This is a genomic window from Streptomyces sp. NL15-2K, from assembly GCF_030551255.1.
Classification (GTDB): domain Bacteria; phylum Actinomycetota; class Actinomycetes; order Streptomycetales; family Streptomycetaceae; genus Streptomyces.
Genome location: NZ_CP130630.1, coordinates 1,425,414 through 1,450,012 on the forward strand (window position 1 = coordinate 1,425,414; position 24,599 = coordinate 1,450,012).

General features: G+C 70.5%; 19 protein-coding genes, 1 tRNA gene and 7 pseudogenes. 9 read left to right on the forward strand and 18 right to left on the reverse strand.

All coding sequences use genetic code 11. The features are described 5' to 3' along the window. Positions 1-57 precede the first annotated feature (57 nt). Entirely contained in the window at positions 58-999 is a 942-nt protein-coding gene (locus Q4V64_RS05755) for a carbohydrate ABC transporter permease (RefSeq protein ID WP_124436594.1), read from the reverse strand. Positions 1,000-1,053: 54 nt separating this feature from the next. Here Q4V64_RS05755 and Q4V64_RS05760 point away from each other — a divergent pair. Next, positions 1,054-1,593: pseudogene (locus Q4V64_RS05760) on the forward strand (substrate-binding domain-containing protein); the annotation flags it as partial. A gap of 34 nt (positions 1,594-1,627) precedes the next feature. Here Q4V64_RS05760 and Q4V64_RS05765 read toward each other — a convergent pair. From Q4V64_RS05765 to Q4V64_RS05800, 8 genes and pseudogenes are all read right to left on the reverse strand, one after another. Beyond that, positions 1,628-2,689: pseudogene (locus tag Q4V64_RS05765) on the reverse strand (sulfatase/phosphatase domain-containing protein); the annotation flags it as partial. A 295-nt stretch (positions 2,690-2,984) separates the two neighbouring features. Beyond that, positions 2,985-3,716 (reverse strand): alpha/beta fold hydrolase, encoded by a 732-nt coding sequence (locus tag Q4V64_RS05770; protein WP_124436595.1) that lies wholly within the window; start codon positions 3,714-3,716, stop codon positions 2,985-2,987. A 55-nt stretch (positions 3,717-3,771) separates the two neighbouring features. Beyond that, positions 3,772-4,464, reverse strand: a complete 693-nt coding sequence (locus Q4V64_RS05775; protein ID WP_124436596.1) for a maleylpyruvate isomerase family mycothiol-dependent enzyme — start codon at positions 4,462-4,464, stop codon at positions 3,772-3,774. Beyond that, entirely contained in the window at positions 4,461-5,294 is an 834-nt protein-coding gene (locus tag Q4V64_RS05780; protein ID WP_124436597.1) for a fumarylacetoacetate hydrolase family protein, read from the reverse strand. Before Q4V64_RS05780 ends, Q4V64_RS05775 begins: the two co-directional genes overlap by 4 nt. Beyond that, positions 5,291-6,442 (reverse strand): cupin domain-containing protein, encoded by a 1,152-nt coding sequence (locus Q4V64_RS05785; RefSeq protein ID WP_348540839.1) that lies wholly within the window; start codon positions 6,440-6,442, stop codon positions 5,291-5,293. Before Q4V64_RS05785 ends, Q4V64_RS05780 begins: the two co-directional genes overlap by 4 nt. 22 nt (positions 6,443-6,464) lie before the next feature. After that, positions 6,465-8,138, reverse strand: coding sequence for an AMP-binding protein (locus Q4V64_RS05790; protein WP_124436598.1), 1,674 nt, complete (start codon positions 8,136-8,138; stop codon positions 6,465-6,467). Positions 8,139-8,149: 11 nt separating this feature from the next. Continuing rightward, positions 8,150-10,192 (reverse strand): acetate--CoA ligase family protein, encoded by a 2,043-nt coding sequence (locus Q4V64_RS05795; protein ID WP_124436599.1) that lies wholly within the window; start codon positions 10,190-10,192, stop codon positions 8,150-8,152. Beyond that, complete coding sequence (locus Q4V64_RS05800; protein WP_124436600.1) at positions 10,189-11,709, reverse strand: FAD-dependent monooxygenase; 1,521 nt, start codon at positions 11,707-11,709, stop codon at positions 10,189-10,191. The genes Q4V64_RS05795 and Q4V64_RS05800 overlap by 4 nt, the downstream gene beginning before the upstream one ends. Before the next feature lie 173 nt (positions 11,710-11,882). On the opposite strand from Q4V64_RS05800, the gene Q4V64_RS05805 reads away from it, so the two are divergent. After that, positions 11,883-12,698 (forward strand): PaaX family transcriptional regulator C-terminal domain-containing protein, encoded by an 816-nt coding sequence (locus Q4V64_RS05805; protein ID WP_124436601.1) that lies wholly within the window; start codon positions 11,883-11,885, stop codon positions 12,696-12,698. A gap of 49 nt (positions 12,699-12,747) precedes the next feature. On the opposite strand, the gene Q4V64_RS05810 is transcribed toward Q4V64_RS05805, so the two are convergent. The 4 genes from Q4V64_RS05810 to Q4V64_RS05825 form a co-directional block, all read right to left on the reverse strand. After that, positions 12,748-12,948, reverse strand: a complete 201-nt coding sequence (locus tag Q4V64_RS05810; protein WP_124436602.1) for a hypothetical protein — start codon at positions 12,946-12,948, stop codon at positions 12,748-12,750. A gap of 116 nt (positions 12,949-13,064) precedes the next feature. Beyond that, positions 13,065-13,193 carry a hypothetical protein gene (locus Q4V64_RS05815; RefSeq protein ID WP_301184450.1) on the reverse strand — a complete coding sequence of 43 codons (129 nt, stop codon included), beginning with the start codon at positions 13,191-13,193 and terminating at the stop codon, positions 13,065-13,067. Continuing rightward, positions 13,190-14,509: an aromatic acid/H+ symport family MFS transporter gene (locus tag Q4V64_RS05820; RefSeq protein WP_172628929.1), complete on the reverse strand. Its 1,320-nt coding sequence runs from the start codon at positions 14,507-14,509 to the stop codon at positions 13,190-13,192. Before Q4V64_RS05820 ends, Q4V64_RS05815 begins: the two co-directional genes overlap by 4 nt. Positions 14,510-14,818: 309 nt before the next feature. Continuing rightward, positions 14,819-14,892: transfer RNA gene (locus Q4V64_RS05825), tRNA-Pro, on the reverse strand. A gap of 100 nt (positions 14,893-14,992) precedes the next feature. Between Q4V64_RS05825 and Q4V64_RS54765 the strand changes: the two are divergent. Then, positions 14,993-15,314: pseudogene (locus Q4V64_RS54765) on the forward strand (ATP/GTP-binding protein); the annotation flags it as partial. 7 nt (positions 15,315-15,321) lie between these two features. Continuing rightward, a complete protein-coding gene (locus tag Q4V64_RS05830; RefSeq protein ID WP_124436604.1) occupies positions 15,322-15,954 on the forward strand; it encodes a hypothetical protein in 633 nt (210 codons plus the stop codon). Positions 15,955-16,264: 310 nt separating this feature from the next. On the opposite strand, the gene Q4V64_RS05835 is transcribed toward Q4V64_RS05830, so the two are convergent. Both Q4V64_RS05835 and Q4V64_RS05840 read right to left on the reverse strand, forming a co-directional pair. After that, positions 16,265-16,645, reverse strand: coding sequence for a Pycsar system effector family protein (locus Q4V64_RS05835; RefSeq protein WP_306308362.1), 381 nt, complete (start codon positions 16,643-16,645; stop codon positions 16,265-16,267). Continuing rightward, positions 16,626-17,269 (reverse strand): annotated as a pseudogene (locus Q4V64_RS05840) (transposase family protein). The gene Q4V64_RS05835 and the pseudogene Q4V64_RS05840 overlap by 20 nt, the downstream one beginning before the upstream one ends. Positions 17,270-17,438: 169 nt before the next feature. Between Q4V64_RS05840 and Q4V64_RS05845 the strand changes: the two are divergent. After that, positions 17,439-18,563 (forward strand): SMI1/KNR4 family protein, encoded by a 1,125-nt coding sequence (locus Q4V64_RS05845; protein ID WP_124436606.1) that lies wholly within the window; start codon positions 17,439-17,441, stop codon positions 18,561-18,563. Between the two features lie 116 nt (positions 18,564-18,679). Beyond that, positions 18,680-18,889: pseudogene (locus tag Q4V64_RS05850) on the forward strand (IS5/IS1182 family transposase); the annotation flags it as partial. On the opposite strand, the pseudogene Q4V64_RS54770 reads toward Q4V64_RS05850, so the two are convergent. Next, positions 18,858-19,791, reverse strand: a pseudogene (locus Q4V64_RS54770) (MFS transporter); the annotation flags it as partial. The pseudogenes Q4V64_RS05850 and Q4V64_RS54770 sit on opposite strands and share 32 nt — an antisense overlap. 204 nt (positions 19,792-19,995) lie before the next feature. Between Q4V64_RS54770 and Q4V64_RS05865 the strand changes: the two are divergent. After that, on the forward strand, positions 19,996-20,574 hold the full coding sequence (locus Q4V64_RS05865; protein ID WP_124436607.1) for a TetR/AcrR family transcriptional regulator: 579 nt from the start codon (positions 19,996-19,998) through the stop codon (positions 20,572-20,574). A 119-nt stretch (positions 20,575-20,693) separates the two neighbouring features. Next, a complete protein-coding gene (locus tag Q4V64_RS05870; protein WP_124436608.1) occupies positions 20,694-21,626 on the forward strand; it encodes an alpha/beta hydrolase in 933 nt (310 codons plus the stop codon). Positions 21,627-21,755: 129 nt separating this feature from the next. Here Q4V64_RS05870 and Q4V64_RS05875 read toward each other — a convergent pair. Continuing rightward, positions 21,756-22,067: pseudogene (locus Q4V64_RS05875) on the reverse strand (catechol 2,3-dioxygenase); the annotation flags it as partial. Between the two features lie 520 nt (positions 22,068-22,587). Here Q4V64_RS05875 and Q4V64_RS05880 point away from each other — a divergent pair. Continuing rightward, positions 22,588-23,571, forward strand: coding sequence for a hypothetical protein (locus Q4V64_RS05880; RefSeq protein ID WP_124436609.1), 984 nt, complete (start codon positions 22,588-22,590; stop codon positions 23,569-23,571). 70 nt (positions 23,572-23,641) lie between these two features. Here Q4V64_RS05880 and Q4V64_RS05885 read toward each other — a convergent pair whose 3' ends face one another. Next, on the reverse strand, positions 23,642-24,496 hold the full coding sequence (locus Q4V64_RS05885; protein ID WP_124436610.1) for a GNAT family N-acetyltransferase: 855 nt from the start codon (positions 24,494-24,496) through the stop codon (positions 23,642-23,644). Between the last annotated feature and the right edge of the window lie 103 nt (positions 24,497-24,599).

Genomic DNA, 24,599 nt, shown 5'->3' on the forward strand with positions numbered 1-24,599 from the left:
GAAGTGTGGTGGCGGACAGCGTCGAAGGGCCGCGGCACCGGGGGGACGGCGGGGCGCTCATCCCTTGACCGCTCCCTGCATGATTCCGCCGACGATCTGGCGGCCGAAGACGATGAACATGGCGAGCAGGGGCAGCGTGCCGAGCAGGGCGCCGGCCATGATCAGCGACTGGTCGCGCACGTATCCCGCGCTCAGCTGGGTGAGCGCGACGGGGACCGTCGGATTGGTCATGTCGAGCACGATGAACGGCCAGAAGAAGTCGTTCCAGGCGTGCACGAACGTGATCATGAACAGCACGGCCATGGGAGGCCGGGCGATCGGCAGCACGATGCTCCAGAAGATGCGCAGGGAGTGCGCACCGTCCACCCGCCCGGCCTCGACGAGTTCGTCGGGCAGGGCCTCGGCCAGGTACTGCCGCATGAAGAACACCCCGACGGCGCTGACGAGCGTGGGGAAGATGACGGCGGGCAGCTTCTGGCCCCAGCCCAGCTCGGTCATCATCATGAACAGCGGTACGAGGCCGAGTTGGGGCGGCACCATCATCGTGCCGATGACGAGCATGAGCAGGATGTTGCGGCCCTTGAAGCGGAGTTTGGCGAACGCGAAGCCGGCGAGGGTGGCGAACAGCACCGTGGACAGGGCGATCACGCCGGCCACGATCAGGCTGTTGAGCATGGCTTTGCCCAGAGCGGCGTCCTGCCATGCCTTGCCGAGGTTCTCCAGAAGGTGGGGTCCGGGCAGGAACGGCGGAGGCGTCTGGGTGACGCGCGTGTTGTCGGTCGACGCCGCGACCATCGTCCAGTAGAGCGGGAAGAGAGAGAACACCGCCGCGAGTCCCAGCAGGATGTAGGCGACGGGACCCGCGTGGTGCTGACGTCCGGCACGCGGATGCGGGAACAGTCGTCGGCGCCGTCCGGCGGACGGGTTGCCCTTGCCGGTTTTCCGCGCGGTTTCGGGGCGTGCGTCCGCTGCCTGGACCGGGATGCTGTCTGTGGTCATGGAAATCTCCGGTCAGGCCTTGCGCGCTACGACGCGCTTGACGACTCGTTGGACGACGAACTCAGCCACGTACACTCCGACAACGCGGGCGGAGCCGCGATGGCCGTCAGCCACCTGCTCGCACGAGGGCGGCGGACCGTCACCACGATCAGCGGTCCCCTCGACATGGACGTAGCGCGCAGCCGGCTCCAGGGCTGGCGGGAGGCCCTCGAAAAGGCAGGCCACGAGGTCACCGATCGACTCGTGGCCTCGGCCGACTTCACCGAGGAGGGCGGCGAGGCCGCCATGCGTTCACTCCTTGAACGAGTTCCCGAGCTCGACGCCGTGTTCGTCGCCTCGGACGTCATGGCGGTGGGGGCGTTGGCGGAGTTGCGCAGGCAGAAGCGGAGCGTCCCCGACGACGTGGCGGTGGTCGGATTCGACGACTCCATCATCGCCCGGCACAGCAACCCGCCCCTCACCAGCGTGCGTCAGCCCGTCGAGGAGATCGGCAGCATGATCGCCCACTTCCTCCTCAAGGAGATCGACAATCCCGAGGAGCCGCGTCAGCGCGTCGTTCTTCCCACCGAACTCGTGGTACGCGAATCGTCATGAGTTCATGAGGGTGGCCGCTCACCTCATCCAGCCGTCAGTCGATTCGCTCGAAGGGTTCCTCCCCATCCTCGTCCGGCGCGACCGTGAAGACCACCTTCTCGAACTTTCCGGTGAACGGGAATTCGCCGTCATAGCTGGGTGAGGAGGGCGACAGGGTGTCCCGGCCGACGTCGAGGCCCTGCCATCCCAGGAAGTGCGGGAGCACTCGCGGAATGGCCCCGTTGCCGACCGGCTTTCCTGACACGTACAGGTGTCCAACGCCCCGCATGTCGCCGGTCTTGATGAATTCGAAGGTCAACTCCGCCGGGCCGGTGGGGAGTTCTTCCGCCGAGGTCACCGTGTAACGGGTGCCGAGGAAGTTGTACTCGTAGACCAGCCGGTTGTCCTTGACGTACAGGACGTATCCGCTGCTGATGTTGCCCAGGGACACCAGGACACCCTCGTCCGACGTGGCGGCCCGGTCGACGAACGCGGTGATGCGGTGCCCGCGGTTCATCACCGGTGGCACCGCGGCGCCGGGCAGATGGGCCATGCCGGGGTAGTAGGTGAAGGTGGTGCGCTTGCGTGGAGAGCCGGGACGCGGAATTTTCGCCCGGTAGGCGAATCCCTGGTCGTCCAGCGGCAGCACATCGTATTTTCCTGCTTCCACCCAGAAGCGGGAGATCATCTTCTGCAGTTGCTCGGGCCGCGCCTTCGCCAGGTCGTTGCATTCCGAGAAGTCGGTGTCGTGGTGATAGAGCTCCCACTGGTCCGCGTCGAAGGACGTTCCGCGTTGGTGGTAGGTGACGGCCTTCCAGCCGTCGTGCCAGATCGCGCGGTGCCCGAACATCTCGAAGTACTGGGCTTCCTTGCGCGTCGGCGCGGTCGGCGAGTCGAAGGTGTAGGCCATGCTGACACCGTGGATCGGCAGTTGCGGAATGCCGTTGTAGACCTCGGGAGCCCGCAGACCGAGCAGTTCGAAAAGGGTCGGGACTATGTCGGTGACATGGTGGAACTGCTGCCTGATCTCGCCGGTGCGCGGCAGACCCCGGGGCCAGTTCACGATGAGCGGGCAGCGGACGCCGCCTTCGTGGGTGTTCTGCTTGTAGCGCTTGAACGGCGTGTTGCCGGCCTGCGCCCAGCCTCAGGGGTAGTTGGCATGAGCATGTCCGACTCTCTGAAACGCGGTGCCTGTTTCCGCAGCTTAGACGTCCGAAGCCGGCGGTTCTGCGCACCTTCCATGAGCCGGTGCCGCGCACCGGGACGGCCGAGACGGGAAAGGGGCTCTCACGGGACATCGAGGCCACGTTTCGCGACCACCACGCCTTCGACGTGATCACCAGCATGCCGGCGCGACGTAGTGGTGGGCACCGTTGCGCCCACCACTACGTCGCGCCCTCACCCGGGGCCGCCTACGGAGTGGCGCAGGCCCGGATGAAAGCGTCGGCCAGTTCGGCGGGGCGGGTGAAGAGGGCCTCGTGGCTGCCGGGAGTCTTGATCATCAGCGGGTTCTTCAGGCGCTGGGGGAAACGCTCGGCCCAGTGCCACTCGCCGGGGAGGGAGAGGTCCTCCTCGGACAGGACGTACGCGGTCGGGATGTCCAGCGCGTAGAACGCGCTCGTGTCCGGCTTCTCCGTGAACGTGCCGAGCGGCTGCGGCACGAGCAGGGAGTGGACGATCCGCTGGGTCTCCTCGTCGGCGTCCTGCATGAACGCCTGCTGGAACACCTCGAACGGGAAGGTCACCGCGTTGTTGCCGGAAGCAGCCGCCACGGCGCGGAACATCTCGCCGTAGTGCGGCGGGCACGCGTCGATCAGCGACTCGCCGTCGCTCGGCACGAACGCGCTCCAGAAAACCAGCCGACGCAGCCGAGAGGCCAGCCGGGGTGCCGCGCCCACCAGCACGTAGCCGCCCCAGCTGTGGCCGACCAGCGTGATGTCGGTCAGACCGGCGCGTTCGACGTACTCCACGAGACTGTTCACACAGTCGGTCAGGGTCACGTCGCGCGGATCGTCGTCGGCGCCCAGTCCGGCCAGCGTGGGGGTGTACACCTCGTGCCCGGCGGCCCGCAGCTCGTTCGCGACGGAGCGCCAGGCCCATCCTCCGTGGCAAGCCCCGGTCACCAGGACGAAGGTCTCGCTCATGCCGATCTCCTTTGATCGTTGACAACCACACGATTGATCGTTGACAACCACTCGGTCATATCCAGCGAGGGAGCTTCGGCAACTCGCCGCGCAGTTCTTCGGTGCCGCCCCGGCCGGTGAGCCAGGCGGCCAGGGCGTACGGCGGTCCGGTGACCGTCCGGCCGGGAGACGGTGTGCCGAGTACGACGGTGCCGTGGCCCTGAGCCGTCAACTCTGCGCCGGTGCCCGGCTCGACACGCGCCGCCATCCACCCGGCCACATCGCGCACAAGGGCCCAGGCGAAGTCGGGCGGCAGGATGTCCATGCCGACGCCGACGTCCAGGTCGACCAGGTGGATCCACACCTCACGGGCCCGGAGCCACGGCACCTGAGACGCCGGAATGTCGCGGCCCTGTCCGCTGACGACCATGGCCGACCAGGCACCGGCCGACAGCGCCTCCGCGGCTTTCCGGAACCGGGCGGCGGATTCCCGCACGTCCGTCTGCTGCTCGGCGAGGGGCCGCCCGGCGCCCGCCGCGATGTCCGTGGCGCGCTCGTCCGGCGAGGCGTACATGGGGGTCGGAACGCCCGTCCGGGCCCAGGTCAGCAGGTTGACCAGGGCGTCGGCGTTGCGGGCGAGGTGGGTGAGGAGGTGGCCGCGGGTCCAGCCGGGCAGGGCGGACGCCTCGGTCACCGCCTCCTCCGGCAGCGCGTCGACCGCTTCCTGCAGTCGGCGCTGCCCGTCCTCCACCCAGTCGAGGACCTTCACGCCTTGTCCTCGACGATCGTATTGACGCACTCCCCGACGCCCTCGACCACGGTCCGTACCACCTGGCCGGGCTTCAGGAACACCTTCGGGTCACGGGCCGCGCCGACTCCGCCCGGCGTACCGGTGAGGATCAGGTCGCCCGGCTCCAGGGTCGTGAACGTGCTGAGGTAGGCGGCGATGTGGGCCGGGGTGAAGAGCAGGTCGGACGTGCGCGAGCGCTGCATGACCTCGCCGTCCACCTCGAGGCGGATCTCCAGGTCGGCCGCGTCGTCGATCTCGTCGCCGGTGACCAGCCAGGGTCCGGCCGGGGTGCTGGCCTCCCACGCCTTGCCCTGCAGCCACTGCGGGCTGCGCCACTGCCAGTCGCGCATGGAGATGTCGTTGACGACGGTGTAGCCGGCGATCGCGGCCGCCGCCTCCTCCTCGGTGGCCCGGCGGCGCAGCCGGGAGCCGATGACGAACCCCAGTTCGGCCTCCCAGTCCAACTGCTCGGTCTCGCCCGGGTGGACGATGTCGTCGCGCGCGCCGAGCAGGACGTTGGCGAACTTGCCGAACAAGGCGGGATACGACGGCATCTCGCGGCCCATCTCCGCGATGTGGGTGCGGTAGTTGTGGCCCACGCAGAAGATCTTGGCCGGGGTCGTGACGACCGGGGCGAGGTCGAGCGTGGCCGCGTCGTGCGCCGGGCCGTCGGCGGCGGCCGCGTCCGTACGCCAGTCGGGGCGGCGCAGCAGGGCGGCGACGTCGGGGGCTCCGACCTCCACGGCCCGGTCGCCGTCGAGGCGGACGGCCGCCGTGCTGTCGGCGGTGCGGATGGTGGCGAGCTTCATGAGGCCTTGCTCCCGGTCGTCTCGGTTCGGGCGAGGTTGAGCGCCTCGTAGAGGGGCGCGTCACTGAAGGTGAAAAGGTCGAGCTGTGTGTGCGCGGTGATGGTCAGGGCGCACCAGGAGGGGACGGCGATCAGGTCGCCGTCGGACACCTCGATCACGCGGTCGTCGAGGGTGACGGTGCCGCTGCCGCGGAACACCTGCCAGACGGAGGAGCCGACGGTGCGGCGGGTGGCGGTGCCGGCGCCCGGGCGCAGGCGGTGCATCTCGGTGCGCAGGCTGGCCAGGGCGTCGCGGCCGGTGGCGGGGTTGGTGAAGCGGATGCCGGCGTGGCCGGGCTCGATGACACCGGGGTGTCCCTCGTCCTCCAGCTCCAGCTGGGCGGTGAGGGCGTCGTCGGTGTCGGCCCAACGGTAGGCCATCAGTGGGGAGTCGGTGCTGTCCTCGGCTGCGATCGGGCGCAGCCCGGGGTGGCCCCAGAGCCGCTCGTTGCGCGACCGCGACGGCGTCGACCGGTCGGAGACCCCGTTCTCGCCGAACTCGAAGAACCCGGCGTCCAGGCGGTGCACGAGCGGGATGTCGAGGCCGTCCAGCCACACCATCGGCTCGTCGCCGACGTGGTGGTGGCCGTGCCAGTGCATCGACGGGGTGAGCAGCAGGTCTCCGGGGCGCATCTCGACCGCGTCGCCGTTGACGACCGTCCACACGCCCTCGCCCTCCAGGATGAACCGGAAGGCCCCCTGCGAGTGCCGGTGCGCGGGCGCGACCTCGCGCGGGCCGAGGTACTGGATCGCCGCCCACAGGTTGGGAGTGGCGTACGGCCGTCCGGGCAGGCCGGGATTGGCGAGCGCGATCGCCCGGCGCTCACCGCCGCGCCCCACCGGCACCAGGTCACCGGAGCGGCGCGCGAGCGGCAGCAGCGTGTCCCACTGCCAGACGTGCGGGACGGCTTCCGGCTGCGGGGTGAGCGGCATCAGATTGCCGATCTCGGTCCACAGGGGGATGAGGCCGGACGCCGCGAAGTCGTCGTACAGCTTGCGGAGTTCGGGGTCCTTCTCGTCCGGGGCTATGACGGTCGTGTCCGGGGCTACGGTCGTGTCCGGGGCTATGACGGTCGTGTCCGGGGCCATGACGGTCGCGTCCGGGGCCATGACCGCCGTGGTGCCGTCGGTGTCACTGGTCATCGTGGGTTCCTTCGGCATCGAGGCGGCGCGCGATGTCGGCGCGCAGGGCTTTCTTGTCGATCTTTCCGACCTTGGTGGCGGTGAGTTCGGGGACGGTCACCAGCCGGTCCGGGAACTTGAAGCGGGCGATACCCGCACGCTCCATGACCCGGTGGACGTCGTCGAGGGTCACCGTGTGCCCCGGTTCCGGTACGACGTAGAGGCACACGCGCTCGCCGAGCTGGGCGTCGGGCATCGCCACGGCGGCGGCACGTGCGACGCCCGGGGTCTGGTAGGCGAAGTTCTCGATCTCCTCGGCGGAGATGTTCTCCCCGCCCCGGATGATCATGTCCTTGTCGCGTCCCTCGACGAGGAGGTTGCCGTCGGGCCGCAGCCGCACGATGTCACCGGTGCGGTACCAGCCGTCCTCGGTGAACGCGCGGGCGTTCTGCTCCTCGGCCCGGTAGTAGCCGCGCGGGGTGTACGGGCCCCGGGTGAGCAGCACGCCCGGGGTCCCCTCCGGGACGGGGTCGCCCAGTTCGTCCACGACGAGCAGCTCGTCGTCCGCGCACATGGGGCGCCCCTGCGTCGTACAGATGACGTCCTCGGGATCGTCCGGACGGGTGTAGTTGAGCAGCCCCTCGGCCATGCCGAACACCTGCTGGAGCGTGCAGCCCAGTTCGGGGCGCACCCTGCGGGCGACCTGGTCGGCGAGCCGGGAGCCGCCGACCTGGAGGACGCGCAGCGAGCTCAGGTCGGTCCCGGGGTGCTCGCGGTGGTGGTCCAGCCAGCGCTGGGCGATGGCGGGGACGAGGGCGCTCGCGGTGACGCCCTCGCGCTCGATCAGCGCGAACGCCTTCTCCGGGTTGGGGGAGCCGAGGACCACGCGGCCGCCGCCCAGCAGCGTGCCGAGCAGGCCCGGGCAGGCGAGGGGGAAGTTGTGCCCGAGAGGCAGCGCGGCGAAGTACACCGTGTCCGCGCCGAATGCGCAGACCTCGGCGCTGCGGCGGGCGTTGTAGAGGTAGTCGTCGTGGGTACGGGCGATGAGCTTGGGCAGTCCGGTGGTGCCGCCGGAGAGCAGGAAGACGGCGATCGAGCGGCTGTCGGGGCGGTATGCGTCGACAGCGGCCCGCGATCCCGTCCCGTCGGGTTCCCCGCACAACTCCCGCAGGTCCACGGCGTCGTCGCCGACCTTGTCACCAAGGACCAGGATGTGCTGGAGAGTCGGCGAGTCCTCGGCGACCTCGAACGCCATCGCCCGGTGGTCGTGGTCCTTGAGGAAGTCCGGCACCGCGATGGCCACGGCCTCGCTGTGCTCGACGAGGTAGCCGATCTCGTGTCTGCGATGCCCGGGCAGGGCCATCACCGGGATGACGCCGAGGCGCAGACAGGCGTACGTGAGGATCACGAACTCGGCCGTGTTGGGCAGCTGCGTCACGAGCCGGTCGTCGGGGCGGAGCCCGAGTGCGGCCAGGCGCAGGGCGGCGGCGTCCGCGCGCTCGGCGAGGTGGCGGTACGTCAGCCGCAGATCGCCGTCGACGAGTGCGACCGCGTCGGGGGTGGCGTCGGCGGCGGCGTGGAGCCGGTCGCCGATGGCGTGGCCTTCCCAGTAGCCCTTCGCGGTGTAGCGCTCGGCGTACTCCGCGGGCCAGGGGACAGCGCCGTTGCTGCTCGGCCTTGGCATGGTCGTTCTCCTCAGGTGCGGTCGGCCGTGGGCACGATCACGGCGTCCAGGGCGATCAGCCCGTCGGCGGTGAGCCGCAGCGGGTTGATCTCTATCTCGGCAGTGTCGGGGCTCGCGGCCAAGGCTGCGGCGAGGGCGGAGACGACCCGCCCGAACTGGGCCCGGTCGAGCACCGGCCCGCCGCGCCAGCCGTCGAGCAGGGCGCGGGCGGCCAGGTCGCCGGGCATCGAGGCGGCCTCGGCCGCGGAGAGCGGGGCGAGCCGGATCGCCACGTCGGCCAGCGCCTCGGCGGCCGTACCGCCCAGTCCCGCCAGCACGACCGGCCCGAACACGGGGTCCCGGCGCACGCCGAGCACGAGGTCGACGCCGGGCGGGGCCATGGCCTCGACCAGGTAGCGGCGGCCGGGGCCGATGGCGTCCAGCGCCGCGTCGAGCTCGTCGGGGGTGCGGACACCCAGGTGGACCCCGCCGACCTCCGTCTTGTGCAGGATCGCGGCGTCGAGGACCTTGACCGCGACGGGGCCGCCCAGCAGACGCAGGGCGTGGTGGGCGTCGGCGCGGGAGTCGCAGGCGACGCGGTCCGGGGTCCGGACGCCGAGGTCGGTGAGGAACGTCTTGGCGGCGTGCTCGTCGAGGGGGCCGGGCGGCACGGTGGCGGTCGTCTCCGTCAAAGGCCCCTCGTCCCGCAGGGCCCGCTGCCGCGCATGCGTCACCAGCGCCCGTACGGCATTGGCGGCGGAGGCCGGTCCGGTGAGCGCCGGGATCCCCGCCTTGTGCAGCCGCGCCCGCTGCTCCGCCACGTCCTCGGGCAGGCCGCCGACGACCACCACGGCCGGGGAGGCGGCGCCGAGGCCGGCGTCCTGGGCGGCCGAGGCGAGGTCGACGCTGTCGGGCTCGGTGAGGGCGTACACGGACAGCAGGTCCACCTGCGGGTCGGAGGCGGTGGCGTCCAGGACGCGGGCGAAGGTCTCGCCGGGCCGGCCGGTGTCGACCGGGTTGCGCTGGTAGGTGAGCGGAGGGAGGAGATCGGCGAGGGTGCGCCGGGTGGCCTCGGCCAGCTCCGGCGTCCGGATGCCGTCGGTGCCCGCCCGGTCGGCCAGCAGCAGCCCCGGTCCGGCCTGGGCGGTGACGATGCCGAGCCCCGGGTCGCGGTGCGGGGGCAGCTGGATCCGGGAGAGCGCGGTGAGCGCGTCCACCAGCTCCCGCTCGTCGTCGACGACCACCGCCCCGGCCTGCCGCAGTGCGGCCCGTGTCGTGCGCCAGCTCGTGGCGAGCGCCCCGGTGTGCGACCGGGCGAAGTCGCCGACGTCGCTGCGGCCGACGACCAGCGCCACGACCGGCTTGACCGCGGCCACCTGGCGTACGGCGGCCACCAGCCGCGGCCCGTCCGGAACCGTCTCCACATGCAGCGCCACGGCCGTCGTACGACGGTCCCCCACGAGGTGTTCCAGCACGTCCGCCGCGGTCACGTCGAGGCCGGCGCCGATGCCCACGCCGAGGCTGATGCCGTTCCCGGCGGTCACCAGGTCGAAGGAGAGCGCGTGGTTGACGCCGCCGCTGGCCGCGACGACGGCGATGTCCCCGGCGGGAAGCTGCCCGGCGGCGGGCACGAAGCTGGCGGTCAGGCCCAGGTGGGGGGCGAAGAAGCCGGAGGTGTTGGGGCCGAGCAGCCGGATGCCGGTCTCCTCGGCGACGCGCCGCAGCGCCTTTGCGTACTGCTCGCCCTCCGGTCCCGCCTCGCCGAAGCCACCCGCGCAGACCAGCGCGGCGCGGCAGCCCGCGGCGGCCGCCTCGGCCAGCGCGTCCGCGCAGCCGGCCGCCGGCACGCACAGCACGGCCAGGTCGAGCCGCCCGCCGGCCTGGTCGGCCGCCTCGGCGACCGAGGCGTACACGCCCTCGTCGGGGTCCGGGCGGCGGGCGTTGACCAGGGCACGAGTACCGGGGAACGGGGCCAGGGAGCGGGCCATGGCGGCGCCGAGCTTGCCGGGCTGCCGCGAGGCGCCGATCACGGCGACGCCCTCGGGGGCGAACAGCGGTGTCAGGTGCGCGCTCATGCTTCCGCCCTCCCCACCAGGTCGGCGCGCCCGGACAGCAGCAGCGTCTCGGCGCGGTCGGTGTCCATCCCGTCCTCCACGATCAGCGCCGGCACCCCGTGCACCAGCCGGGCCCGCTCCGCGAGCAGCTGCCGGGTGAGCGCGGTCCCGGCGTGGACGGCGACGAGCTCAGGCGGCGTCGTACCGTTCACGGCACGTTCCAACTCCTCGTACATCACGGGTAGTTGTGCCTCGCCGTCCGGCGCGGTCAGCGACAGACACGCCACCCCCGCAAGATCGGCGCCGGTCACCCACCGCCCGGCGAACTCCTGCGCGCCCACCCGCAGCGGCGTGTCCAAGGGGTCCCGCCCCTCGTGCGTCGCGCGCCAGTCCCGTACGACGTCCTCGACGAAGTCGGGGTCGCGGCGGGCGATGCGTTCCTTGCCGATGGAGCGGGAGAGGAAGTGGAAGGCGAACCGGGTCGGTTCGAAGGCGTCGTGGTAGCGGCCGAAGTGCTCCCACCAGGACAGGCTCGGCCGGGCGGAGGCCTGGATCTTCTCCACCGAGGGCCGCGCCGCCGCCTCGTACGCCTCCAGGGCGGCCGGCAGGTCGTCGCGATGGGCGGTCAGGCTGTCGGCGAGGGCGATGGCGTCCTCCATGGCCATCTTGGTGCCGGAGCCGACGGAGAAGTGCGCGGTGTGGGCGGCATCGCCGAGCAGGACGACGTTGCCGGAGTGCCAGCGGCGGGCGCGGCGGGTGCGGAAGTTGCCCCAGCGGGAGTTGTTGACGAGGAGCTCGTGGCCGTCGATCTGCTCGGCGAAGAGCTTCTCCAGGTAATGCTTGGTCTTCTCGTCGCTCGGCCCGGGCGGCTGCGCGGTGTCGAACTCGTCGAGCCCGGCCCTGCGCCAGGACTCCTCGTCGGTCTCCACGATGAAGGTGCTGACGCTGTCGCTGATCGGGTAGCCGTGCACGGCGAAGGTGCCGTGCGGTCCGTGCTCGTGCACGAAGGTCAGGCCGTCGAACAGGTAGCTGGTCCCGAACCAGATGAACTTGGCGGTCGCGACCTCCACCTCCGGCACGAGCACGTCGGCGAGCCGGTCGCGGAAGCGGGAGTTGGCGCCGTCGGCGGCGACGATCAGGTCGTGGTCGGCCAGCTGCGCCGGATCCGCCGGGACCTCGTGGCTGAACCGGAATTCGACACCCACCTCCTCGGCCCGTCGGCGCAGCAGCTGGAGCAGCGTCCTGCGGCTGATCGCCGCCATGCCGTTGCCGCCGCAGCGGATCCGCTGCCCCTTCAGCCGCACCTCGATGTCGTCCCAGTGCCGGCCGTGCTCCGCGAGGGCGGTGCGCAGCACCGGGTCCGCCGCGTGGATGCCGGCCAGGGTCGCGTCGGAGAACACCACGCCGAAACCGAAGGTGTCGTCCGGGCGATTCCGCTCGAAGACCGGCACCTCGACCGATGGATCGGCCTGCTTCAGGAGCGTTGCGAAGAACAGCCCGCCGGGGCCGCCTCCCACGCAAGCGATCCGAGAAACCATGGCTTGTGCCTCCATGTCCAGTATCGGCGGGCCGACCCGCACACTCACATTGTGTGTCACTTAATACACGGGCGTCAATCATTTGTTACGTAATACAGGTCTGGCGCCGCATGGAGTTGAGGTCGGCACGACGCACCTCGGCAACGGCCGTCCGTATGACATAGTCGGTTTTCGTGAAACCTCGATCGATCGTCTTCGACCTGTTCGGCGACTACGTCCGCTACCGCGGCGGCTCCGCCCGGCTGCGCACCCTCAGCACGCTGATGGGCTGCTTCGGAGTCGGCGACAGCACGGTGCGCGTGGTGCTCGCGCGCCTGCGCAAGGAGGGCTGGTTCGACGTCCGACGCGAGGGCAGGGAGACGCTCTACACGCTCAACACGCGCAGTCTCCAGCTGCTCGACGAGGGCCGCTCACGCATCTTCGACCGGGCACCGTCCGAGTGGGACCGGCACTGGTACATGGTCATCTACTCGGTCCCGGAGACCGAGCGCGGCGTACGCGATCGCATCCGCAAGGAACTGGCCTGGCTGGGCTTCGGCCCGCTGGCCCCTTCCACGTACGTCTCCCCGCACGACCGCATCCGGCAGGTGCGGGAGAAGTTCGCCGACGAGCCGGCCGTACGCCTCGACACCCTGCGCTGCCAGTCCGGCGGACTGCCCGTCGACCGCGAGATGGCCGCCCGCTGCTGGGACCTGGACGCCCTCAACGAGGACTACCGGGAACTGCTGCGCACCTACCGCGGGCGGATGGCGTCCTACCGGGCCGGGCACCTCAGCCCCGAGGAGGCCCTGGTCGAGCGCATGCAACTGACGTACGACTACCGCAAGTTCCCCTTCCGCGACCCGGACCTGCCGACCGAACTCCTGCCGGCGGGCTGGGTGGGCCACGAGGCGCACGAGATGTTCCTGGAGGCCCACGAACTGCTCGGCCCGGCGGCCGAGTCGTTCTACGACGAGGTGGCCGGGAACCGCACGGCGCCGCAGAAATAACGGTGGGGCCCGTACATGTCGTGCGGGCCCCACCGCCGATCTCGGGGCCCTACGGGAGCAGGGACACCAACCGGGAGCCGACGACGGCCACCGACCGAGGCGTCGCCCCTGCGTCGAACGTCCGCGAGCCGCAGCCCAGGAGCGCGACCTTGAGCGACCCGTCGGTCACCACGCGCAGCTTCGCACCGCAGTCGACCTTGGCCTGCTTCGGGTCGATGGTGACGGCGCCGATGTTCTTGGCGTCGATCACAAGCTCGTCCGCCTTCGTCGCCGCCGGCGCGGCCGGCGCGGCCGGCAGGTGACGGTACTCCCGGGTCGGCCTTCCAGATGCCGGTGTTCTCCACTTGGGGCGCGTCGGCCTCGGGCTCATTGAGGATCTCCGGGCCAGGCCCGCGCCGGGGACGTGTCCTCGGCGGCCGGGGCGGCCGGGGTTCCGGCCACCACCGTGGCCAGGGCCACGGCGGCGACGGTCAGGCACCTCGACAGCGTGCTCACGCGGCACGGACCTTCAGCTCGGCGGGGACGGGCACGGCCGTCTTTCCGGGCAGCAGAAGGACGACGGCCGTGGCGAGCGCGGCGGGCAGGGCGAAGGCGTAGAAGTTCCACGCCGTGCTGACACCCGCGGACAACAGAGCGCCTCCGAACAGCGGCCCCGTGATGGCACCGAAGCGGCCGATCCCCAGCGTCCAGCCCAGCGCTGTGGCCCGGATCTCCACGGGGAAGTGCTGGGCGACGTAGCCGAGGACCATGATCTGAGCGCCGATCGTGCCGAAGCCCGCGACCGCCACGAGCAGGTACATCAACGGTGCGGCGGTGGCGATGCTGAGCAGGGACATCGAGACGGCAGCGGCCAGGAAGGACAGGAGCGTGACGGGCTTCATGCCGTACCGGTCGCCGAGCGGTCCGAAGAGGACGGAGCCGATGACCGCGCCGAGGTTCATCATCAGCAGGAAGAGCAGAGAGCTGGACAGGGGGTAGCCCGCCGCCCGCATGATCTGCGGCAGCCAGGTGTTCAGCCCGTAGACCAGCAGCAGCCCGAAGAAACTGGTCACCGCGAAGAGCAGGGCCGGCACCACATGCCGGCCGGAGAGCAGCTCGGCCGGCCCTCTCCGCTTCCGGCGGGCGGAGCCGGCGAGAGCCTCGGTGTCGGGGGCGGGGACCGGGACGCCCAGGCGCGCGGCAGTCCGCTCGGCCGCGTCGTGGCGCCCCTTGGCCACCAGGAACACCAGCGACTCGGGCATGTGACGCAGCAGCAGTGGCAGCATCAGCAACGGGATGACACCCAGCCCGTACATGAACCGGAATCCGAGCGAGGGCAGCAGCGCCATGGCCAGCACGGCCGCGAGGATGCCGCCGACGGCGTAGCCGGAGAACATGAGCGCGTTGTTGCGGCTGCGGCGCTCCGGGGCGGAGTACTCAGCGGTGAGGGCCACGGCGGTGGGCATGACGCCGCCGAGCCCGATCCCGGCGAGCAGCCGGAACATGCCGAACCAGGTCGCGTCGGGCGCGAGCGCGCAGCCGATCATCGCCACCGAGAACCAGCCGACCCCGGTGAGCATCACCTTGCGGCGACCGACCACGTCGGTCACCGTGCCGGCGAGCAGCGCGCCGATCAGCATGCCCACCAGGGCGTAGGAGCCGATCACCCCGACCATCGCCGGAGTCAGCCCCCAGTCCTCGTACTGCAGGAGCGCCGGCACGGTGGCGCCGTAGACGATCAAGTCGTATCCATCGAACACGATGACCGCGAAGCACAGTCCCATGACCAGGAGTTCCTGTCGTCGGGCGGTGCGGGTGGGTGTGGGTCTCATCGCTGGCTCCTTTGCGTCTGCCATGAATCGGCTGAGACGGAGAGCAGTGTGTGTCAGATTCAACACGGACGTCAATCAGTCGAAACATAAAGAATTGAGTTCGGCGATCCAGCTGAGACATTGGCCGGCAGGCGTGAGCCAATCCAGCAACGACCGTGAGAGAGGGCTTGACCTACACGTCCATCGGAGGGCGCGGTTGCCCGGCAGCAAAGCTCCCGGTAGCGGTAGGCGCGACTGTGGCCGAAGCCGGAAACGGCCACGCGAAAAAGGGCCCTCACAAGCTGCTGCCTGTGAAGACCCTTCGCGCCGTCGGGACGACAGGATTTGAACCTGCGACCCCTTGACCCCCAGTCAAGTGCGCTACCAAGCTGCGCCACGTCCCGGTGCGCTCTCCACGGTCGCCCGTGTGAGCGCGCGGATCAACCCTACCTCATGTGCGCGGGTCGGCCCGCTGCGCGTCGGTCAGCCGCGCGCGCCGGGAACCCCCTCCCAGCCCGCCACGGCCAGACCCGGCCCTTCACCGACCTCATCACCGACCTCATCACCGACCTGGAGAACGCCCTCGACCTGACCCAGCACCCACCCGGCGCACTCCCCCCGCCACGCCTCCTACCTCCACCAGCGCACCGCCGGCCGCGTCGGCAGCCTCGCCCGCCTCATCCGCCAAGCCGCCATCACCGCCATCACCGCCATCTGCGACGGCACCGAACGCATCACCAAGAAAACCCTGGACGCCATCCAGCTCGACCACCTCGCCGAAGAAGCCAGGCGCCCCCGCACCCGCCAACCGGCCACACCGGCATGATGCGGACATGAAGAAGACCACGGACACGCCGGCCGGCGAGGAGTTCGCTGCCCTCCGCAGCCGGGTGTGGGACGTCCTGATCCCCGCCCGCGCCGGCTACCTGGGCGGCGTCTCACCGCACTACGACGAGGTCTTCCACGACATCGCGCAACGCACCGAACGCGCAGGAAGTCTCGACAAGACGGACATCGCAGCCCTGGTCGTCTGGAAACGGCTCTCCGCACAAACCCGATGGGTGTCGGCGCTCATGTCCCTGCCCGACACACAGGTGCGCGAGGTCACCCAGCAGGCCGTCACGGCCGTCCGCGACACCGCCCTCACCCCTGGCGAAGCCGCCCGCACCGGACGCGGCATCATCGCCGAACTGCCCGGCTTCCGCACCGGCGACGCCCTCGCCTCAGCCATCCTCACCGCAGCAGCACCACAGCGGATGGCCGTCTATGACCGCCGCGTCCAACACGCCCTCGACACCCTCGGCCTCACCCTCACCCCCACACCGGGACGCTACGGCCGCTACCTCCAACTCCTCGACGACCTCCTCAAGCACGGCGGAGCACCCGCCGACGGCTGGACCGCACGCGACATCGACACCGCCCTGTACTGGACCGGCGCCCACCCCCACCCGCCAGCAACCGCCTGACCCGACCCCACAGCAAGCCGCTGACCAGCACAAACCCGCACCAGCCCTTTAGACACCGGAGACCATCACCAACACCACACCACCGTTATCAACCAACCACGAATAACCCCAGGCCAGAAGCACCGTCATCACCCCACCCAGTACCCAGAACGCGCCTTGCCGCTTCTCAGAAAACCCCCAACACCCCAGCTCAAGCCGCCCTTGCCACACAGACTATGAACCCTGGAACCACATCTCTGCTGACCGGGCGGACACCGCACGGCCCGGTTGCCGAGAAGGCCGGCGGCCGGGGGCGCACGGAGAGCGCCGGTCAGTCCTTCGGGAGGCGGCGGGCATAGAACTCGATCGCGCGGTCCAGGCGCTCGAACTTGCGCACCGCGATGGTGGAGCGCGAACTGACCCGGGTGGCGCGGGTGTCCTCGCGCATCGCGTTGGTCAGGTCGTCCTCGCTCAGCTGTGCCCAGCGGGGGAAGCCTTCCGCGGACGGCGCGGGCCGGCCTCCGAGGTTGGGGCGCACGACCAGGAGCAGCAGCACGGCGGCGGCTGCCAGCGCGAGGACGGCGGCGCCGCCGGCGAGTTGAGCGGGCAGCGGCAGGTTCTTGTCGGCGACGCTGGCGAGTCCGGCGAGGGCCGCTCCGACGAAGGCGAGTAACAGTGAGCTCTTTCCATCCTCACTCTGAGCTGGCCAGATGCAGGGCGAGGACGGCCTGGAGGAGAGCGGTCACGCGGGTGGTCGAGCACCGGAGCTTGCGGAGGAGTCTCCAGGCTTTGAGGGTGGCCATGGCCTGCTCGACGAGTGCGCGGATTTTGGCGTGGGACCGGTTTACGGCTTTCTGACCGGCGGAAAGGATTTTCCAGCGACCCCAGTAGGGGGTACGGACCGTGCCGCCGGCGCCCCGATACGCCTTGTCCGCCCAGCACTGGACGCCGGTCTCGGCGAGGGCATCGACGATGCCGTGTTCGCGAGCCGCACGGACATCGTGGACGGCGCCGGGTAGGGCCGGTGGGGCCCACAGCAGAACGCCTACGTCGACGCGGCCCGTATCGCGTCGGTCAGGGTGGGCGCGAGGTCGGCCAGGAGTTCGACCGCCTCGGTGACATACCGGTAGGCGGTCGTGATCCCGACGCCGAACCCGGCCGCAAGCTGTGCATACGTGTGTCCTACCCTCAGATGGGCGAGCGTGAGCAGGGCCTGGCGGCCAGCGCTCAGACGCCGCCAGCGGGAGCCGATCGCGCGACGGTGCTGCCGCAGACGGGTGGACAGCAAGCGCAGGGCAGAACCGGACACGTCGACACCTGACGGGTAGACAAGCATGCGAAGCCTCTGGTGGAGACGGTTCTCTTGGTCGAAAACCCATCTACCAGGGGCTTTACCACATTGTCAGCCTAACCACCCTGTCCTTGAGGAAGGTTGGAGGGTGCTCACGTGCTTCCCCGCCCTCCCGGTCAACATCCGTTCGCTCCCGGTAAAGGTCTACAGACCCGTGAATGCTTCAGACCCGCACGTCAACGCCTTCGCCGAGATCTTCGGCGATCCGCCAGCCGACTTCGCCGTACCTGTCGACTGGGCGGCAGTCGAGTCCTGGTTGGGGACGAGCCTTCCCGCCGACTACAAGGCCATCGCTGCCGCGTACGGCCCACTCGACATTGGCGCCCGGCTCTGGCTTCACGTGCCCTGCGTCAACCGCGGTTGGTTCGACTACGGAGCCTGGGTCCAGCAGACTCGGCGTAACGCCCCCGGCGTCCTCCCCTTCGGCGCCACCCGTACCGCCGACACCCTCTATTGGGACACCACAGCATCCGACGACCCCGACCAGTGGCCGGTCGTCATGCACTGTCAGGACGACGAGAACGCGGGCCGCGACCCCTGGCGGCGCTTCGCGACCCCGCTCGTGCCGACGCTGGCCCAGCTCGTGGCCGACGGCATGCACCCGGTGGCCGCCCGAAGTGGCATGCAAACCGACCTGGAGGACACCCCGTGGACACCGCCGCCCCGGCGACCGGAACCAACCGCTCAGCAGCGGGCGGCGCTCACCACAGGCAGCGGGCTGGAAACTCTGATCACGCTCGTCCCGCCGCCGGAGATACCCGTGCTCGGTAAGCACAACTGGGACTGGCTGTACAAACGGCTGGGCACGCGTCTGCCCGGCGAGTACGTACGACTGATGGAGCGGTACGGGGCCGGCTCCTGGTGCGGCTGGCTGCGCTTCAATATCCCCTTCGACGACGACCAGTACGCGCTCGCACCGTGGGCCGAGTGGTACGCGGAGACCTACCAGGGGCAGCGAGCCGAGTTCCCTGAGTATCACCCGCTGGCCGTCTATCCCGAGCCCGGGGGATTCCTGCCCTTCGCCGACTCCATCGACGGCGACCAACTGTGCTGGCTGACCGAAGGTGCCACGCCGGACGACTGGCCATTGATCGTTCTATGGCGCCATGCCGACCAAGGTCCATCGCTCCATACTGACCTCACCAAAACCCTGCTGGAGTGGCTGCGCGGTCGGTTCGCGACCGAGGGCCTACCCCCGCTCGGACGCCGCGACGAGGACCCCCTCGACTACATCGAATTCGAGCCCTACGACCCAGAACCAACCGCTGATGACCAATAACTCACCGCCTCATCGGTCCAGTTCGAGGTAGGTAGCCGACTCATCAGCACAACCCACCCTGTCGCTGCCGCTCCACGGCAGGCTTCTTCGATCTCGGTCGCGGCCCAATCGTGGAAGCGGAGGCGATCTGCTTCGCCGACAAGGGGTACCAAGGTACCGGTAGGCGGTGAGCGTCCCTCATGGGAAGATCCGGGCCCTGGGCGAGCAGGCCACGGCCACGCTGAAGGGCTGGCGGCTGCTGCGGAACCTGCGGTGTTCCATCATCGCATCGCCCCCTGGTTCAGGCCGTCCATACATGGGCAGCATCAGCAGCCCCGCCGCGGTGACGCTCGCACCGAAGCCGTATCCAGCCGACGACGGCGTCTGCACGAAGCCGGGCAGGAAGGACCAGATCGCGTACATGCCCGCGCCGCACAGCAGTGCGGCGGTGTTGGTGGTCCACACGGCGGGCAGCCGCATGACCCGCAGGTCGATCATGCGGGGTGCGGGAGCGTGCCTCGGCGAAGAGCCACAGCGCGAACAGGACGACGGCCGCGGCGAACAGGCCGAGCACCCGCGCCGAGCCCCAGCCCCACACGCTCGCCTGGCTGAGCGGCAGCAGCAGCGCCACGAAGCCAGGCCGACAGCAGTCCGGCACCGAGCCAATTGACGTTCCCCTCCGCCCTGTTGGGCGATTCGGGCACGTAGCGTACGGCGATGAGCGTGGCGGCCGCGACGATGGCGACCGGGATCCAGAACAGCCACCGGTAGTCGAGCGCGGACACGATCGGACCGGCCGCGACCATGCCGACGCCGCCTCCCGCGGCGATCACGGCGGACAGGTTGCTGATGCTGCCGCTCACCTCGGAGGGGGCCGAACTCGTCCCGGATGATGCCGAAGGAGAGGGGGAACAGCGCGCCGCCGACGCCCTGCACCACCCGGGCGACGATCAGCAGGCCGATGGTCGGCGCGAGCGCGGCGAGCAGACAGCCGACCGCCACCGTCACGAGGACGGCGACGAGGGCGCGTTTCTTGCCGATCAGGTCGCCGACGCGGCCGAGGATCGGGGTGAAGACCGAGGCGGACAGCAGATACGCCGTCATCACCCAGGTCGCGGTGGACTGCGAGGTGTGCAGCGCGTGCTGAACGGTCGGCAGGGCCGGCGCGATCAGCGACTGCAGCATGGAGAACACCGCCGGCACCGGTCGTGAGGACGGCGAAGGTGAGGCGGGTGGACTTGCGGGGCATGAAGAAGCCTCTTCCGAATACAGGGTGCGGCCGAAGCCTCGGTGCACGGCCGGCACGGGCCCGGTGCGCACTGCGGGCGACACGGGCACGCCGAACGGCCGCGACGAGCGGTCGCGGAAAGGTGCACTGGTAAAGTGGAGGCGCACCTCCACTCTGACGGAGGCAACCCTCCGCTTCAACCCGATCCCGCCCCGGGAGGCACCCGTGACCGCCCAGCCGTTCCCCGTCAGCGAGATCGTCGCGGCCCGGCGACCGCACCGGAAGGACGCGGCCCGCAACTACGACGCCCTGCTGGCCGCCGCCCGTGAGGCGTTCGCGGAGCACGGCGCGGAGGCGTCCCTGGAGGACATCGCGCGCCGCGCGGGCGTCGGCATCGGCACGCTCTACCGGAACTTCCCCACCCGTCGCCATCTCTTCGAGAGCGTCTACGCGGACGAGGTGAACGCCCTGTGCGGGCTGGCCCTGGAGGTCGCGGACCTGGAGCCGTGGGAGGCACTGACGACCTGGCTGGACCGGTTGGCGGGCTACATGGTGACCAAGCGGGCCGTCCGCGAGGCCCTCAACGACGAGTCGGAGATCTTCGCCTCCTGCCGCGAGTCGATGTACGCGGCCGGCGGCCCGCTCCTCGAGCGGGCCCAGCGGGCCGGCGAGGCGCGCACCGACATGGACTTCGCCGACCTGGTGCGCATGGTCGCGGGCGTCACCGGAACGACCTTCGACGACGACGCACAGCGCAACCGCGTCCTGTCCATCGCCCTGGACGGCGTGCGCACCACGCGCTGAGCCCGCCCCTCCCCCGCATCCCACGGAAACCGGTCTAGTTTTTATTGTCTGACTCAAATAAGTTCGCTGGTGCCGAGCGGCTTCCCCCGTGCCGCCACAGTTCCAGCGAACGGAGCCACATGTCCCTCCTGGCCCGGCCGGCGGTGGCCGTCCTCGCCGCCAAGACGATGCAGCGGATGACCGAGCTCGCCGACCGGCGCTCCGGCGGGCGCGGCTCGGCGGCGGCCTCGCACGCCCGTTTTCCCGAATTCCCGCGCATCGTGAGGGAGTTGATGATCCCCACATCCGTCGCCCCGGCCCGGGCGACGGTGTACCTGCCCTCGACCGAGGAGCCGGCGCCACCGGTGCACGTCAACTTCCACGGCGGCGGCTACGTCATGACACTCACGGAGCTGGACGACCCGCTGTGCCGCCTCCTCGCCGCCGAGACCGGGGCCGTGGTGATCAACGTGGACTACGTGGTCGCCCCGCAGCACCCGTTCCCGGCCCCGCCCCGGCAGGCGTACGAGGTCGTCCGCTGGGTGGCCGAGCACGGTGCCGAGCACGGCTGGGACGGCAGTCGGCTCACGGTGGGCGGGCAGAGCGCCGGCGGCGGCCTCGCCGCGGCCGTCGCCCGCCAGGCCCTCGAAGAAGGCGGCCCCTCGATCGCGCTCCAGGTCCTGCACTATCCCCCGCTGGACCTCGTCACCCACGCCAACGACAAGCACGCCGCCGTGGACAAGCCGGCGCTGCGGCCCTGGATGGCGGACGTCTTCGACACGTCGTACGTCCCGGATGCGCGCCGGCGCACCGACCGGCTCGTGTCACCCGCCCATCCGTCGGACACCGCGGATCTGACCGGCATCGCCCCGGCCCTGGTCATCACCGCCGAGTTCGACCTGCTCAAGAGGGAGGGCGAGCGCTACGCCGACCGGCTGCGGATGGACGGGGCGCTCGTGGAACACCACGACGTGCGGGGGGCCGACCACGGCTACGACACGTCGGACGACGAGAAGGCCCGGAAGACCTACGCCCTGATCGCCCGCCATGTGCGACAGGCGGTCCGCGTCTGACAGGCCCGAGACCGTTTCGGCCGTCCCCAACGGTCGGCGGCGTCGGATCCCTGACGGGCAGTCCCCTCAGGCGACCGGCGGCGTCCCGTGGGTGTGGAACGACTCGATGGTCTTCAGACCCCGGGCCTGCACGTCGGCGGCGAGGAAGTTGACGTGGCCCAGGCGCCGCACGCCCACACCCCGGTTCGGCTTGGCCTGCGGCTGGTTCTTCAGCGCGGGCCTGAGCGCGTCGGGAGCCCGGTACTCCTCGCTCTCCCAGTAGAGGGCGTGCTCATGGCCGTCCGGGTCGGTGGTGACGTAGAGCTTGCCGAGGCCGGGTTCGTCCTCGGCCCATGTGCCGGTGCCGCCCGCCTCCTCGATCGCCGCGATACGGCGCTGGAGGGCCTCCTCGCTGGAGGTGCGCAGGGCGAGCCGGCCGAGGCCGGGCCGCTCGGGCGCCGTCGAGGCCGTGTTCGACAAGCAGCTGGACCTCCTTGTCCCGCTGTTGGGATGAATCACGATCCGTCACTGGGGCAGTGAGTCCGCGCAACGCCAGCACGCCGATACGGTCTGCATGGCTCCCGCAGCGGACGGTCCCGGTCAGTGCTCTCACCTCAAGCACGGCGGCCGGGGCCGTCAGCGCAGGCGGCAGGACTGCCGCCGACCCCGCCCGCCCCGGTACGCCAGGGCCATCCGTCATGACCAGCGCGACGGAATCTGACGAACTCCCGCCGACGCGGTCGGTGATGCGCAGGCGGGCGACCAACTCGGCAAGGTTGATCACGAGCCAACTCGCAGGTGGCACTGGCCCTCACGTCGGTCGGACGCCCGCGCAACTGGCCGGCCTCCTCCGGCGCAGTCGGCCGCTACCTCCCCCAGGTGCGCACGGAAGATGCGGAAGTGGTCATTTGCGGTCACTGTGGGACAGGAGCCGGTTACCGGCCGATCCTTGCCGAGCATCGGACTAGCCGAAGGAAACGTGATGGCCGTAGCTTCAGACATGCTCGTTCCGGCACTGCGCGAGGTACGCAGAGCCGAAATCGCGCTTGCCGACCGCTTCAAAGCCCACCTCGCGGGCACGCCCGCCGGGGAGTACCGGGAGGTCCTGGAGCGTCGCGCCGGTGACGCCCAGGGGCACATCTACCGCATCGACGAACGTCTCGGAACCTTGCAGTCCCGCGGGCTGATGCAGACCGTTCTGGGAAATGCCTGGCGCCTGACCGAGCAGGCCGCCCGGCTGCCCTTCGACGTGACCATGGCCGTTCCCGGTGCTGTGCTGCGCGGCCGAGGACCGGCCTCGGAGCAACAACTGCTGAAGAACGTCGAGGACGAGTATGCGGTCACCGCGTTCGCCGTGGCCATCTGCCGGGCCGCCGAGCGCATCGCCCAGGAGGCCCAGGACGCCGTCACCTCGGAGCTGCTCAGTTCCCTGCGGCGCGACCACGAAGAGGCGATGGAAGAGCTCGGCAACAGTCTCGAGCAGCGCGCCGAGGCGGCGGTGGTGGCCGCCCAAGCCGGTGATGGCTGGAGCGCCACCGGCGCCGGCCAGGCGGTTCGCGCCTGGAGCAGCTGGCTGCGGGAGACGGCCGAGCGCATGCCGGGCGCGGACCGGTTCCAGGGGGCACCGGAGGGAGCCCTCATCAGGGACTACGAGCTGCCGATCCCCGACTACCGCAGGCTCGGCACCAGGACGATCCTCGAACGGCTCCCGTACCTCACCCAGACAGACCTGGCCACGGTCGGCGCCTACGAACGTGCCCACGCCGCCCGCCCCGCGATCCTGAGCCGGATCGCCGACCTGCTCGGGCCGGAGCCCTGGCCCGGCTACGACAGCATGGACGAAGATGAGATCATCAAGCGCCTCGGTGACGCGGAGGAAGGTCTCATCCGGCGGGTGCTGACCTACGAGCGTCGCCATCAGACACGCCCCAGCGTCCTCGCCGCCGCCGAGCGGGTCCCCGCCTGACCGGCCGTCGGGCGAAGGCACGTCGTGCCCCGCCCTTTCCTTTCACACGGCCGCGGTCATACCCCGGGCCTCACTGGGCGGGCCGCGGGACTCCGGGATGTCGTGACTGGTAGGTCCACAGCTGGTCGACGAGGGTGAAGCCGAAGGAGTCGAAGAGCCGGGGCGCCGCCTGGCTGTCGTCGCCGGCGTGCGGGGGGTCGTCGACGACGAGGGCAACCTCGGTGGCACCCTGCTCGGCCAGCAGGGCCAAGGCCTGGCCGAGCAACTCGTGGCCCAGGCCACGGTGACGGTGAGTGGGCCGGGTCTCGATCCAGTACACGGTCGCGGTGGCCTCGGGTCCCACGCCGATCACGGCCTCTGCGACCGGCTCGGCCCCATGGCGGACGATCAGCCGCTGGCCCGGGGGAAAGTCACAGGAGACGACTTCCGCGACCACCCTGGCCGGCGGGAGCTCGGCAGACAGCGCACAGTACAGATAACAGCCCTGGCGACGGCCGGTGAAGCCGCTGCGCAGCAGGGCGTCATGCGTGGCGCCGCGGCGGGCGCGCGGCAGGCCGCCCGGCCCCAGCGGACCCGGCGGACCGCCGACGAAGGCCTCGATCATCGGGCAGTGGGCCAGCGCGGCCAGGGCGTGACCGATCAGCGCACGCAGAGCAGGCGGTTCCTCGCGGGCATGGACCCAGCAGATCACCCCGGTGCGCACATCGGCCCAGGACAGATACGCGATGACCCCCTCAGGGCAGTCCCCGTCCCCCGCCAGAACACTGATCCGCGGCCGAGCCGATACCTCCCAGCCGACCGGCGGAACAAGACCGCTCCGCGCGGCGGCCAGCCTCTCCGTGGTGCAGCGCGGCTGCCCCGGCAGCCGGTCGGCATCAACCAGTTCTCGTACCAGCGGCTCGTCGTCGGGACGATACGGGCGCACAGTGCACCCACTCTCAGGGCTGGGCGAAGGGGCCATGCTGTCCGTCCGCAACGTGCTGACGTCTTTACCGGCTCTCTCCCAGCCTCCACCGATCTGCCCGCGC

Coding starts and splice junctions, on each gene's coding strand:
- Q4V64_RS05755 (WP_124436594.1), bottom strand. CDS start 999: ATGACCACAGACAGCATCCCGGTCCAGGCAGCGGACGCACGCCCCGAA.
- Q4V64_RS05785 (WP_348540839.1), bottom strand. CDS start 6,442: ATGGCCCCGGACGCGACCGTCATGGCCCCGGACACGACCGTCATAGCC.
- Q4V64_RS05830 (WP_124436604.1), top strand. CDS start 15,322: ATGAAGAAGACCACGGACACGCCGGCCGGCGAGGAGTTCGCTGCCCTC.
- Q4V64_RS05800 (WP_124436600.1), bottom strand. CDS start 11,709: ATGGTTTCTCGGATCGCTTGCGTGGGAGGCGGCCCCGGCGGGCTGTTC.
- Q4V64_RS05790 (WP_124436598.1), bottom strand. CDS start 8,138: ATGCCAAGGCCGAGCAGCAACGGCGCTGTCCCCTGGCCCGCGGAGTAC.
- Q4V64_RS05780 (WP_124436597.1), bottom strand. CDS start 5,294: ATGAAGCTCGCCACCATCCGCACCGCCGACAGCACGGCGGCCGTCCGC.
- Q4V64_RS05870 (WP_124436608.1), top strand. CDS start 20,694: ATGTCCCTCCTGGCCCGGCCGGCGGTGGCCGTCCTCGCCGCCAAGACG.
- Q4V64_RS05770 (WP_124436595.1), bottom strand. CDS start 3,716: ATGAGCGAGACCTTCGTCCTGGTGACCGGGGCTTGCCACGGAGGATGG.
- Q4V64_RS05795 (WP_124436599.1), bottom strand. CDS start 10,192: ATGAGCGCGCACCTGACACCGCTGTTCGCCCCCGAGGGCGTCGCCGTG.
- Q4V64_RS05880 (WP_124436609.1), top strand. CDS start 22,588: ATGGCCGTAGCTTCAGACATGCTCGTTCCGGCACTGCGCGAGGTACGC.
- Q4V64_RS05820 (WP_172628929.1), bottom strand. CDS start 14,509: ATGAGACCCACACCCACCCGCACCGCCCGACGACAGGAACTCCTGGTC.